This window comes from Planktothrix serta PCC 8927, assembly GCF_900010725.2.
GTDB lineage: Bacteria > Cyanobacteriota > Cyanobacteriia > Cyanobacteriales > Microcoleaceae > Planktothrix > Planktothrix serta.
Genome location: NZ_LR734879.1, coordinates 185,405 through 198,744, shown reverse-complemented (window position 1 = coordinate 198,744; position 13,340 = coordinate 185,405). Strand labels below are relative to the sequence as shown.

Here is a 13,340-nt window from a genome sequence, read left to right as displayed (position 1 = left end):
GACTTATAAACTCAGCCTGTCCGCTTGGAAAGTTGTAGTTTTGCTACAATTACCACATCTACCATTCAGTAAAAAGTATGGTTTTAATCATCCCCAGGAATAGCCTCAGTCTTGTAGAGGAGTTTGAACAAAATTCCCGCTTCAGTCTAGCTATTCCCTCAACAATTATTAGATTAAAACCATTAGATTGACAAAGAGGAATAAGATATCCAAGGTTCCCGGTTTGGAAAGTGTATTGGAGTTAGCTACCTGTACCCCCAGACCCCTTTGTTCGTAATTCCTCTACACCTAGGGATGGGAAAATTTTGTCACTACGGATTTCATTCAACAGAATCATTGCCATTCTGTAATTCACAGATTACATCTGAGGCTTTTTCTCCATGAGTTACGACCAACTAGATTACAGGGTGTCTGCTCCTTGCATTATTGATACGGGTATCGTTTTTAACAAGCGGGATATGCAAAAACTGCTTGTTGATTTGGGTCGTGTCCGTTATTTGCATATTCAGGACGGACAAATATGCACAGAAGCAGAAGGATACATCCTAGAAGTTTTTGCTAATCCTCAACAAGCAACTTTAGTTGCGAATCATTCGTTGTATTTGAATGTTTATAGTTTTGATTACTTAGAACTCAAACAGTCTCCTGAACAGGAAACTTATTTTGATCTGGTTCAAGAAGGGGGGCGTTTGTTACGATTAATTCCTTTAACAAATCCCTTACAAGAACAATTTAATCGCAATTTTAATGCAGCGGCTTTAGATGCGGTTATGGATCAAGTTTTGTCTTCTAATTGGGATAGTCAAATTGATGATGATGACTGCCCGTTCTAAGCGATAAAAGGATGAGAATCTCCTCAAACCGAAAATTTTAATTCGGTTGCTCCCTTAGAGGTTTAGAATAGAAAATAGGAAGCAGGGGGGTCGTTTTTAACCCCGATTCTCCTAAGCCGTTTTTCTATTTTTTTATGTCACACCCTTTCTCTTTTGAAGTTCAGGCGTGCTGTAGTCAAACAAAAGCCCGTGTTGGGTTATTTCATACCCCTCATGGTTGGGTAGAAACTCCACGATTTATGCCCGTGGGAACCTTGGCAAATGTCAAAACTCTCACTCCAGCACACCTCAAAGATGCAGGCGCTCAGATGGTTTTATCGAATACCTATCACCTGCATTTACAACCTGGAGAAAAGATTGTGGCTGGGGCTGGAGGATTACATCGGTTTATGGGCTGGGATGGCCCGATGCTGACGGATTCCGGGGGATTTCAAGTCTTTAGTTTAAGTCAAATTCGCACGATTACCGAAGAAGGGGTAACGTTTCGTTCTCCCCATGATGGAAAAATCATTAACTTCACCCCAGAACGTTCCATCCAAATTCAAAATGAATTAGGGGCGGATGTGATTATGGCGTTTGATGAATGTCCCCCCTATCCGGCGAGTCGAGAAGCGGTATTAAAAGCCACAGAACGCACCCAACGCTGGTTAGGACGCTGTATTAATGCCCATCAACGCACCGACCAAGCCTTATTCGGAATTGTCCAGGGGGGAATTTATGCGGATTTACGAGAAAAAGCGGCTCAAGAATTAGTTGAATTTGATTTACCTGGATATGCGATTGGGGGCGTGAGTGTAGGGGAACCTGTAACATTAATTGAAAAAATTGTTCAGGTGACAACGCCAATTTTACCCTTTAATAAACCCCGTTATTTAATGGGAGTAGGAACCTATCGAGAAATGGCTCAAGCCATTGCTGCGGGGGTGGATTTATTTGATTGTGTGATTCCCACTCGTTTAGCCCGTCATGGAGCGGCGTTAATTAAGGGAGAACGATTGAATTTAAAAAATGCTCAATTTCGAGAAGATTTTCAACCCTTAGATGAAACCTGTCCCTGTTATACCTGTCAAAATTTTAGTCGGGCTTATATTAGTCATTTAATCCGGGCGAAGGAACTATTAGGCTATACATTAATCTCGATTCATAATGTTACCGAATTAATTCGTTTTACCCAACGCATTCGAGATGCTATTTTAAATCATCGGTTTGCGGATGAGTTTCAATTTTGGTTAAGTTCAGCACCCAATTCTGAAGCCGCTTTAGAAGAATTTGAGATGAATAAACGTTCCGAAGGATAAAATTTCTTCCCCGTAGTAAGCCCTTCAGGGCTTCTTCACCCATCCCAGTAAAGGAATTACGAATTACGAATTATGAATTACGAATTACGAATTACGAATTACGAATTATGAATTTTAGCTCCCGTTTCAATCCCTGATAGGGATTATAGCTGATTTCAACTTGGTATTTTTACGGGAAATACTTTCTTTTGCAATATCGGGTTTCAATCCCTGATAGGGATTATAGCTGATTTCAACGATTGACAAATCTGTGTCAATATTGTAAGAGGAATCGTAGTTTCAATCCCTGATAGGGATTATAGCTGATTTCAACTAATTATTGGTTGCTGTATCATCAATTAATACGGAAGTTTCAATCCCTGATAGGGATTATAGCTGATTTCAACAATAAAAGAATTATCGCGATCGCATCCTTTCTATTGTTTCAATCCCTGATAGGGATTATAGCTGATTTCAACCCCCGAATTTGTGCGGGTTTAATTTTGCATTTCCGTTTCAATCCCTGATAGGGATTATAGCTGATTTCAACGATTTAGAGCCGTTAGCAAATTTACTAGAAGCAGCTGCTTTCCGTTTCAATCCCTGATAGGGATTATAGCTGATTTCAACTACATAAATATGATGGCTTTTGCCTTCAGTGTTGTAGTTTCAATCCCTGATAGGGATTATAGCTGATTTCAACACTAACAGAATTTTTTTTGCGATAGCTATAAGGACGTTTCAATCCCTGATAGGGATTATAGCTGATTTCAACTCAAAAAATCCCTCTAAGAATCCTTTTAACTTTTTATCCTCGTTTCAATCCCTGATAGGGATTATAGCTGATTTCAACACCCGCTTAATATTCCTGTAGCAGAATTTGTTATTCCCATGTTTCAATCCCTGATAGGGATTATAGCTGATTTCAACAAGATCCCGCAGCTTGGTTAGCCGGAAGTGTCGCGTTTCAATCCCTGATAGGGATTATAGCTGATTTCAACTCCAATTACGGCCCGATGAAATCAATTGTTTCTGGTTTCAATCCCTGATAGGGATTATAGCTGATTTCAACTTTGCCTTTCGGGCGCTCGCTGCACTGTGAAAGGGTTTCAATCCCTGATAGGGATTATAGCTGATTTCAACCTTGAACCCCGGAGTTGTAAAGCGGATTTTTCTGGTTTCAATCCCTGATAGGGATTATAGCTGATTTCAACCAGAAGGACGGGTATTAAAGAAGCGACTCTTAACAGTTGGGTTGTTTCAATCCCTGATAGGGATTATAGCTGATTTCAACCTACTGGACTGTCTACAGGTGTAGTTAGGTTAGATGTTTCAATCCCTGATAGGGATTATAGCTGATTTCAACTTCATTTACTGCTTTTCCGATATCATCTGTATCCGGGTACGTTTCAATCCCTGATAGGGATTATAGCTGATTTCAACGTTGTCTGTGTAGTGTTGTGCACCCGAATAGGTAGTTTCAATCCCTGATAGGGATTATAGCTGATTTCAACACGCCCGCATCATAGATTCTCATCATCTTTTCAGATTGTTTCAATCCCTGATAGGGATTATAGCTGATTTCAACGGTGCTTTAACATCCCTGTTAACGATAAAATGCTTGGTTTCAATCCCTGATAGGGATTATAGCTGATTTCAACTTTTGATGTTCGGGGAAGACTCGGACGGGATAGAACGTTTCAATCCCTGATAGGGATTATAGCTGATTTCAACTGGAACATCCTATCCCTGATCCAAACTCCAATCTGTTTCAATCCCTGATAGGGATTATAGCTGATTTCAACAACTCAATGTCGTGAGCCGGAATGGTCAGACTATTTAGGTTTCAATCCCTGATAGGGATTATAGCTGATTTCAACCGAAAGCGCCATCCATGACGTTTTTCCCAAATTTTTTGTTTCAATCCCTGATAGGGATTATAGCTGATTTCAACAATAATGGACGCAAGTGTTTCAATGTTGCTGTACATACAGTTTCAATCCCTGATAGGGATTATAGCTGATTTCAACTATGGAAAAGTTGCCCACACTCATCCATTATGAGGTTTCAATCCCTGATAGGGATTATAGCTGATTTCAACGTGGGACTAATTCTTACGTCGTGACCTTAACTTGTTTCAATCCCTGATAGGGATTATAGCTGATTTCAACTCATACACTGATTTTCTAAGGCAAATTGACGAACATCATGATGTTTCAATCCCTGATAGGGATTATAGCTGATTTCAACTCAGGGTAGTTGGATGGGGTGCTTTTTCAGGGGAATTCTGGTTTCAATCCCTGATAGGGATTATAGCTGATTTCAACTGTAGGGGGCTTTGTTGGCATTGACGGGAGTTAGTTTCAATCCCTGATAGGGATTATAGCTGATTTCAACATCCGTCCCCCCTATGCACGGAAAAATATAAAAATGAGTTTCAATCCCTGATAGGGATTATAGCTGATTTCAACTCAACTTTACCGAGGGGGCGTTTGGCGGCGTGGATGAGTGTTTCAATCCCTGATAGGGATTATAGCTGATTTCAACCGCAGGCTTCTGAAACCCTTGATATATTTAGTTTTCGAGGTACGATTCTGACAACCTGATCTAAATATACCATTTCAGCCATCGACTTAGCAAGGGGTAAAAATAAAAAAAGGCTAAAACCCGCTTATAATCAAGCTTTCAGCAGTTACGACAACCTCATTGAAACAAAGAGAGAGTTCAAACCCAGAATAGACAAAGGTTTCAGCCCTTAATTTTGCCGATCTATTTTGAACACCTATAGGTTGTCGCCACAAACGAGACTAATTCATCAATTCAATCCTGGCCCTTAATCCATTACTGGTTAACTGTTGTAATAGCGAATTGGCCCGATATTGATCTCGAAAAGCTCCCGCTTGAATCACCTGTCGCCCTTGTACCACCGTTTGAAACGCTTCTGGGACAATTGACCGAATCCGACGCAATTCAGTATCATTACTACTTTCCACCACAACCCGATAGCGTAATCCCAAAGCCGTCGGACTCAGGGGAATATCGCCACCTCCGGCACTCGATACCTCATTGGGAAGTAAACCGCCTCCTGACCCGATGGGAATATCTGGCCCTGGAACCGCTAAAATCCCAATTGCAGCAATAGAGGTAGGTTGAATGGGTTGGGGGGGTTGGGTAATGGCCTGGGGTGTTTGTTGAGATTGGGGACGGGGGGCCGATGAGCCAGACGCCGGACGATTTAAGATTAAGCGAGAAAATACTGAGACTAATCCCACTGCGGTTGAGTTTGCCGATGGGGAAGTTCTAGCAGCAGGTTGGGGGGTGCGAGTATTGGGTAAAGGGGTTAAACCAGGGGACTCTGGAGGAGGGACGGGGATGGGAATCGCTCTGGCTGTAGGGGTTTGGGTCGGTGTGGGAGGAGGAACAGGAATCGGAATGGTGCTTTGAGTTGTAGGATTGGATTCGGGAAGATAGACGGGAAGGGCGGATGTGGTATTAATCGGGGTCATCGTCGAGGGATCATTGGCAACAACGGCCACTGGCTGTTGACGAGCAGAGGAGGAGTTTAAAACCCGACTAACTAGGGGAGAAGGGGCGGACGCCGGGGTGTAGGTTCCCGATAAGGCGATCGCTCCAAACACCTTAGCGGCGGAGAGTTGATTCCCGTAGGCTTGAATTTGTTGGCCGATTGTCCCATTGTTGAGGTCATAACGGCCATTATTGCGAATTATGTTGCGTCCCGGTTCTTGAGTATTGCCGAGATCGGGTAAGGATTGAGCGATCGCCACAATACCATCCCGTTGATTCCGTTCGATTTGATTATCGCGTAAAATCGGTCGAGCGTTTGCTTGAATTACGACCCCATCTTTATTATCAAAAACACGATTTCCAATCACAAACGGGGCGGCATTTTGAGCAATATTAATTCCAAATCCGGTATTTTGAAAATCGTTATTCCGAACTTCCGGGCGAGAATTCCCATAAATTGTCATCCCATTTGCCCCGTTTTGAGCAAAATAATTATCTTGAATAATCGGCGCACTCATTCCCACAACAGAAATGCCATCATGGGTATTGCCAATAAATGTATTTTGAGTAACAATTAAAGAACTCGATTCAATCCATAATCCATAACCCCGTTCATTGGAATTGGTAATCGTGACACCACTAATTTTGGCTCCATTGGCTCCCAATACCGCAATATTTTGTCGGGCAAAAGTTCGGCTGGTATAAAACCCGCCTCCGTTAATCACAACATCTTTGCCCTTTGTATTCGGATTTCCTTGTAGCATCATATTCGAGTGAAGAATAATCGGAAATTGTTCTCCACTTTGGCTGCTATAGGTTCCCGGTGCTAAAATAATTGCCGTATTAGCTTGAGCCATACTCACCGCTTTTGTAATCGTTCTCAAAGGAGATTGTTGTGTCCCTTGTCCGCCATCATTTCCGGTGGTAGAACTGACATAAATCACTGAATTAGAACGATTACTTGCCTGGGTAATGGGTTGATTTCTTGGAGGAACTGCTAACCCAGATATGGGGTAAAACAGTCCTAAACCCAAACTAACTAATATTAATGGGGAAAAAGATCGCAGTACCATTAATAAAAATGGAGAAGGAAATGCGATCGCAGTTCGGACAAAAGATGAGCAAGATTGAGGAATAGCGAGTTGCCTTGTCATTGCAGGGGGGGTAAGACTGAATGTTCGGATTAGGGATTATCGCCTCTATCGGTTATAGCGCTTCAGTGCTCTTTTGGTAGCGAGGGATCGTCTCTATTCAGATTTAGCTGTTAGTGACATCCCATCGCTACAACGACTCGCAGAAATTAAGGCACTCTGACGCACTGAAATTAGTTTAAAATGTCAGTTGCGTCAAACCAGCCTTAATTTTGCCTTAAATTTAACATTTTGGCTGTTAAGAATTTTGAACTTTGCCTCGACGCACCCAATATCAATATTGATTGGCAAATAGTATACCCTGGATCTGAGAAAATCACACCCTATATTGAGGAAAATTGGATGGAGGAACAATACAGTCCCCTGGCACAACCGATCCTATATCGTATTTTAGATGCCAACTTAGACCGCACCCGTGAAGGGTTAAGAATTATTGAAGAATGGTGTCGGTTTGGACTGGGTAGTGGAGAACTCGCAGAAGAATGTAAACATCTGCGCCAAGAAATTGCCCGTTGGCATACAATGACATTGCGTTCCTATCGGAATACTACCGATGATCCGGGCACAGAATTAAGCCATCCCCAAGAAGAACAACGTTCAGGAATTGAGCAATTATTACAAGCTAATTTTTGCCGGGTGCAAGAAGCGTTACGAGTTCTCGAAGAATACGGGAAATTATATCACCCGGAAATGGGAAAAACCTTTAAACAAATGCGCTATCAAGTTTATACCTTAGAAAGCCGTTTACTCGCCCATCAACGCCATCAGGTTTTACAAAATTCCTATCTCTATTTAGTGACTTCTCCTGGGGAACGATTATTTGCAATTGTGGAAGCGGCGTTACAAGGAGGATTAACTTTAGTTCAATATCGAGATAAAAATTCTACTGATGAAATTCGGTTAAAAACTGCCCAAAAATTATGTCAACTGTGTCATCGTTATAATGCCTTATTTTTAGTTAATGATCGGGTAGATATTGCCTTGGCTGTTGATGCTGATGGAGTTCATTTAGGTCAAGATGATATTCCCCTGGAATTAGCGAGACAAGTCTTAGGCCCTCAACGGTTAATTGGTCGTTCTACCCATAGTCCAGAAGACCTAAAACGAGCCATTCAAGAAGGCGCTGATTATATTGGAGTCGGGCCTGTTTATGAAACCCCAACCAAAGCCGGAAGACCTGCTGCGGGGTTAGAATATGTTCGTCATGCGGTTAAAAATTCACCTATTCCTTGGTTTGCTATTGGAGGAATTGATATGAATAATTTTGATGATGTCATGGCGACGGGTTGCGAGCGTGTTGCTGTTGTTCGTTCAATTATGAACGCGGAACAACCGACTTTAGTGACTCAATATTTTCTTTCCCAATTAAATCGTGTTAGAAATTTAAAAGCTTACAAAGTGTTACCCAATTAATCTAAGAATTACTAATGGCTGAAACAATTACTTTAAAACTTAATGGAGAGTTAAAAACCTGTGCTTCTGATCTCAAACTGCCCGAATTTTTAGCACAACAGGGCTTAAATTCCCGTTTAATTGCTGTAGAATATAACGGTGAAATTCTCCATCGTCAATTTTGGGAAACTACCGAAATAAAACAAGGTGATGTATTAGAAATTGTCACTATTGTTGGAGGAGGAGTCAGTAAAGACGTGCCATGACACGTCTCTACACCGTCAACCGTCAACATCGAAAATATGTCAATAATAGGGATATCTTCAATTAGAGGACACAGCAATGGCCAAAGAAAAGCGAGATTCCAAACCTAGGCATATTGTTCTAACATCTCACCCCACCTCCTACGGCGCCAAACCTATCCCCATTCATTGGGGAAACGCCGACCCCCGCAAACGTGGCCCCTTAATTGCAACCCTAGCTGATCCTACTCACCGCAACGTTATTGGCACACATTCGGGCTCCTATGCCATTTATCGCGCCTTAGCAGTAGTTCAGGGAACCCTGAAAACCGACCACCGCGCCGACTTAACCAATACCTCCCCCATTGTCAATATTGGCCCCTATCCCAGTTGGTCAGATCCCGATAAAATTGTCGCTCTCGATCCTTTTGGCGCTGTGGTTGGGGATGTTTTTACTGAATATTTTGAAAAAGGCTATGATATTCGCCCGACTATTGCAATTACAAAAGCCCATATTAATATGCCAGAATTGTATGAGGCAGCCGCTAAAGGACGGTTAAAAATTGATGGGAAAATTATGAAAGCAAATGGGGATTTAGTGGTGACAAAAGCTGCTATTGAACCTGTGTGGTATTTACCCGGAATTGCCCATCGTTTGAAGGTGACAGAAAGCGATTTACGTCATGCTATATTTGAACAAACTGGGGGGATGTTTCCTGAGTTAATTACCCGTCCTGATTTACAAGTATTTTTACCTCCTATTGGGGGAGTTACGGTTTATATTGTCGGGGATATTGCAGCCATTACTGATCCTGATCGTCCTGTGGCGGTTCGAGTTCATGATGAATGTAATGGATCTGATGTTTTTGGGTCGGATATTTGTACTTGTCGCCCCTATTTAGTTCATGGCATTGAAGAATGTATTAGAACAGCCCACGAAGGCGGTGCAGGGGTAATTGTATATTATCGAAAAGAGGGACGAGCATTAGGAGAAGTGACGAAATTTTTAGTTTATAATGCGCGTAAACGTCAAACGGGAGGCGATCGCGCAGATGCTTATTTTGAACGGACAGAATGTGTCGCTGGGGTTCAAGATATGCGACTTCAAGAGTTAATGCCGGATGTCTTACACTGGTTAGGAATTACTCGCATTGATCGGTTGGTTTCGATGAGTAATATGAAATATGATGCTATTGTAAATTCGGGAATTGAAGTGGTTAAACGCATTGCTATTCCTGACGATTTAATTCCGGCGGATGCCAAGGTGGAAATTGAAGCTAAAAAAGCGGCAGGGTATTATACAGAAGGGGAAGTTTTAGACTCTGAAGGCTTACTTGATGTTAAAGGTCGAGAGTATTAAGGGTATAGAAACCGGGTTTTTAAAGAGAAATTTCGGAACAAATAAACAGGGCGGGTTTATCAAGGTTATCTGTAAATATTATCAGCAATGATACAAAATTATTGCCACTGTCATTCTTCATTCCGCTATAGCGGAATACTGTCATTCTTCATTCCGCTATAGCGGAATGAAGAATCTCGCCATTATCAGTATACAATTTATTTGGTTTTACTGCTTAACTCCTGAGAGAACCCACCCCTACGAAAAACTCGGTTTCTGTGTCTAACCTAAACTGACAATAAAGACAATAAAGAGGGCGGGTTTATCAAGGTTATCTGTAAATATTATAACTCCTGAAAGAACCCGCCCCTACGGACAAAACCATTGATTTAACTATGAACAATTCAGAAACCTCTCAAAATGCGATCGCTTATTTTCGTTCTCCTCATACAATTCGAGAACGCTGTAATTTTATTTTTAATTTAGCTTTATCTGATCAATTACAACATTTTCGTTATCACCCAGAAAAATTAGAATTTGTAGCTAATTTTGTTGTAGATAATATTATTAAAAACTATCCTGACCTGAATGTTCCTTTCCATTCCCGATGGCGACATTTTGAAGTTGGGAATATTCCTCGAATTCAAACCTTACAAAAACAGTTAAATTCTTTATCCGTCATAAAACAAACCCAAGCTAAACTTGATTTAGCCATTATTAGTGTATTATTGGATGCAGGTGCAGGAGAAAAATGGTACTATCAAGAACCGGAAACTGGGTTAATTTGGCAACGTTCTGAAGGGTTAGCAGTTGCGAGTTATCAAATGTTCTGTCAGGGGATGTTTTCGAGTGATCCTGAATCTCCTTTTCAAGCGGATGCAGTTGGATTAATTCATTTAACAGAATCTCAATTAGCTACGGGATTTCAAGTTAATCAAAATAATCCCTTAACCGGAATTAAAGGCAGATTAGAACTCTTACAAAAATTAGGTGAAACGTTATATAATTACCCTCATTTATTTGGAGAAAACAACCCTAGACCCGGAAAATTAGCCGATTATTTCTTAACCCAAACCCCAGACAATCAACTCAGTGCTGTTACGGTTTTAACGACTATTTTAGAAGGATTAGGAGAAATTTGGCCAGGACGATTAACCCTGAATCACGTTAATTTAGGGGATGTTTGGTATTATCCAGGATTAGAAGCATTAGATTCACAATATCCCTTTGTTCCCTTCCATAAACTCTCTCAATGGTTAACTTATTCTTTACTGGAACCTTTACAGGATTTAGGATTAAAAATTATTGATTTAGAACAGTTAACGGGATTAGCAGAATATCGCAATGGGGGATTATGCTTAGATTTAGGATTATTAGAATTAAAAGATCCCAGTTTATCTGAAAAATTGCATAAACCTGATTCTAGTGTTATAATAGAATGGCGATCGCTAACTATTATTATACTCGATCAAATGGCTGAAATTATTCGCCAAAAATTAAATCTTACTCCCCTAGAATTTCCTCTAGTTAAAATATTACAAGGCGGAACCTGGAACGCCGGACGAGAAATTGCTAAACAACGCCGTTTTGATAGTTCTCCACCTCTAAAGTTAGATAGTGATGGAACAGTATTTTAAGTTATAAATAATATTAGTGTAGAGACGTTGCATACAACGTCTCTACACTGATTACTAATTAAGCTTGTACTGGGGGAACTGTTTGTGTCCATCCAGCTTGTTGAACTTCCCGCAATACATAATTCCCCGGCGGAACGTTAGTAAAAACGTAACTGCCATCAGTTCCGGTTACGGTTGTAGGTTCTGTGGGGTCAAGAACGCCGTTAACATTGGAATCAATATAAATTGTCCACCCTTGCAAAGGGGTTTCACCCGCATCAAACAAACTATTGGCGTTTGTATCATTAAACTTTATGCCACTGATAGAACCGAATTGACGGTTGCCAAAGTTGACGATCGCATTCGTGCCACCACTGATGCCAACGGAGCCAGGGTTAGGGGTCGTCTGTGTCCATCCGGGTTGCTGAACTTCCAGCAGGGTATAATTCCCTGGAGGAACGCTGGCAAAGGTGTAGCGACCATCCGCGCCTGTAACAGCACTAGCTTCTGTGGCTTCAAGCGTACCATTACCGTTGGCATCAATAAAAATCGTCCACCCCTGTAACGGGGTTTCTCCGGCATCAAACAAGGCATTGGTGTTGGTGTCACTGAACTTTAAACCTGTGATCGTACCAAATTGGTTATTACCAAAGTTAATTCCAGTGATGTCCGTACCCCCGGTTACGTTCACAGCACCAGGGTTTGGGGTCGTTTGTACCCATCCGGCTTGTTGCACTTCTCGAACGGTATAACTAGCAGGCTCTAAGTTCGTGAAGGCATAGGCCCCAGTAGCATTGGTTACAGTAGTGGGTTCTGTGGCTTCTAAGGTGCCATTATTATTGGCATCAATAAAAATTGTCCATCCGGCTAAACTAGGTTCCCCAGTATCCAAGGTGGCATTACTATTGAGATCATTAAATTTGACCCCACTAATCGAACCAAACTGACGGTTGCCAAAGTTGATAATCGCATTTGTACCCCCACTCACCCCAATTGGGCCAGGGTTCGGGGTTGTTTGTGTCCATCCGGGTTGCTGAACTTCCCGTAGGGTATAATTCCCTGGCGGAACATTAGCGAAGGTGTAACGACCATCCGCGCCTGTGACTAGGGAGCCTTCTCCGGTATCGAGAACGCCATTATTGTTGCCATCAGCAAAAATTGTCCATCCCTGTAACGGCGTTTCCCCAGCATCAAACAAGGCGTTACCATTATTATCGTTGAATTTAATTCCGGTGATCGTACCCGATTGGCTATTCCCGAAGTTAATTCCGGTGATATCTACACCCCCAGTCACGTTCACCGGGCCAGGGTTAGCAGTGGTTTGTACCCATCCGGCTTGCTGTACTTCTCGAACGGTATAACTAGCCGGAGCTAAGTTCGTGAAGGCATAGGCGCCAGTCGCATTGGTGACAGTGGTGGGTTCTGTGGCTTCTAAGGTGCCATTATTGTTGGTATCAATAAAGATAGTCCATCCGGCTAAACTAGGTTCTCCAGCCGTGAGCAGGCTATCTTGATTAAGGTCATTAAACTTAATTCCACTGATGGAACCGAATTGGGTATTTCCGAAGTTAATACCGTTGAGGTTTTGTCCAGAAGCCACTGTCACCGGAGCCGGGTTTTGGCGGCCTTCCCTGATGGAGTCCAATGGCGTTTCTACATTCAGAAAAGGAATTGTGCTGGAGGCGGATAAATTATCTGAAAAGAAAGAGTCCATAAATAAATTGTCCTGTTATGACTGATAATTGAACTACCCTCTATGGTTTTTCTGATGAAAACTGAGAATCTGGCTATTATGCTACTCTATCTTTGATTTTTCTTCTAGTTAGAAGCCCCAGAATTAAATTTTATGAATTCAGATGGCCCAATAACAGCAGTGAGCCCTCAGCCGATCAAATTATTGATTTTAAATATAAAAGGTTAAATGATATATAACATAATTAATCTAACTGGGATTTTGATAACAGA

General features: G+C 41.7%; 8 protein-coding genes and 1 CRISPR repeat array. Of the genes, 6 read left to right on the top strand and 2 right to left on the bottom strand.

The window, feature by feature from the left end:
* The first annotated feature begins 380 nt into the window (after positions 1-380).
* Complete coding sequence (locus PL8927_RS21990; RefSeq protein WP_083625593.1) at positions 381-833, top strand: hypothetical protein; 453 nt, start codon at positions 381-383, stop codon at positions 831-833.
* A gap of 134 nt (positions 834-967) precedes the next feature.
* Positions 968-2,131, top strand: coding sequence for a tRNA guanosine(34) transglycosylase Tgt (gene tgt / locus PL8927_RS21985; protein WP_083625592.1), 1,164 nt, complete (start codon positions 968-970; stop codon positions 2,129-2,131).
* 123 nt (positions 2,132-2,254) lie between these two features.
* Positions 2,255-4,657: direct repeats of the CRISPR family, unit length 37 nt; unit sequence GTTTCAATCCCTGATAGGGATTATAGCTGATTTCAAC.
* A gap of 260 nt (positions 4,658-4,917) precedes the next feature.
* On the opposite strand, the gene PL8927_RS21980 is transcribed toward tgt, so the two are convergent.
* Positions 4,918-6,789 carry a DUF1565 domain-containing protein gene (locus tag PL8927_RS21980; RefSeq protein ID WP_156093283.1) on the bottom strand — a complete coding sequence of 624 codons (1,872 nt, stop codon included), beginning with the start codon at positions 6,787-6,789 and terminating at the stop codon, positions 4,918-4,920.
* A gap of 339 nt (positions 6,790-7,128) precedes the next feature.
* Between PL8927_RS21980 and PL8927_RS21975 the strand changes: the two genes are divergently transcribed.
* From PL8927_RS21975 to PL8927_RS21960, 4 genes are all read left to right on the top strand, one after another.
* Entirely contained in the window at positions 7,129-8,199 is a 1,071-nt protein-coding gene (locus PL8927_RS21975; protein WP_083625590.1) for a thiamine phosphate synthase, read from the top strand.
* Between the two features lie 14 nt (positions 8,200-8,213).
* The gene (thiS, locus tag PL8927_RS21970) at positions 8,214-8,444 is read left to right on the top strand and encodes a sulfur carrier protein ThiS (RefSeq protein WP_083625589.1); all 231 of its coding nucleotides are present in this window, start codon (positions 8,214-8,216) and stop codon (positions 8,442-8,444) included.
* Between the two features lie 76 nt (positions 8,445-8,520).
* Positions 8,521-9,780 (top strand): GTP cyclohydrolase II, encoded by a 1,260-nt coding sequence (locus PL8927_RS21965; RefSeq protein ID WP_083625588.1) that lies wholly within the window; start codon positions 8,521-8,523, stop codon positions 9,778-9,780.
* A gap of 374 nt (positions 9,781-10,154) precedes the next feature.
* Positions 10,155-11,396 carry a URC4/urg3 family protein gene (locus PL8927_RS21960; protein ID WP_083625587.1) on the top strand — a complete coding sequence of 414 codons (1,242 nt, stop codon included), beginning with the start codon at positions 10,155-10,157 and terminating at the stop codon, positions 11,394-11,396.
* Positions 11,397-11,454: 58 nt separating this feature from the next.
* On the opposite strand, the gene PL8927_RS21955 is transcribed toward PL8927_RS21960, so the two are convergent.
* Positions 11,455-13,089 carry an MSCRAMM family protein gene (locus PL8927_RS21955; RefSeq protein WP_083625586.1) on the bottom strand — a complete coding sequence of 545 codons (1,635 nt, stop codon included), beginning with the start codon at positions 13,087-13,089 and terminating at the stop codon, positions 11,455-11,457.
* Positions 13,090-13,340: the final 251 nt, after the last annotated feature.

Coding starts and splice junctions, on each gene's coding strand:
- PL8927_RS21990 (WP_083625593.1), top strand. CDS start 381: ATGAGTTACGACCAACTAGATTACAGGGTGTCTGCTCCTTGCATTATT.
- PL8927_RS21960 (WP_083625587.1), top strand. CDS start 10,155: ATGAACAATTCAGAAACCTCTCAAAATGCGATCGCTTATTTTCGTTCT.
- PL8927_RS21955 (WP_083625586.1), bottom strand. CDS start 13,089: ATGGACTCTTTCTTTTCAGATAATTTATCCGCCTCCAGCACAATTCCT.
- PL8927_RS21975 (WP_083625590.1), top strand. CDS start 7,129: ATGGAGGAACAATACAGTCCCCTGGCACAACCGATCCTATATCGTATT.
- tgt (WP_083625592.1), top strand. CDS start 968: ATGTCACACCCTTTCTCTTTTGAAGTTCAGGCGTGCTGTAGTCAAACA.
- thiS (WP_083625589.1), top strand. CDS start 8,214: ATGGCTGAAACAATTACTTTAAAACTTAATGGAGAGTTAAAAACCTGT.
- PL8927_RS21980 (WP_156093283.1), bottom strand. CDS start 6,789: ATGACAAGGCAACTCGCTATTCCTCAATCTTGCTCATCTTTTGTCCGA.
- PL8927_RS21965 (WP_083625588.1), top strand. CDS start 8,521: ATGGCCAAAGAAAAGCGAGATTCCAAACCTAGGCATATTGTTCTAACA.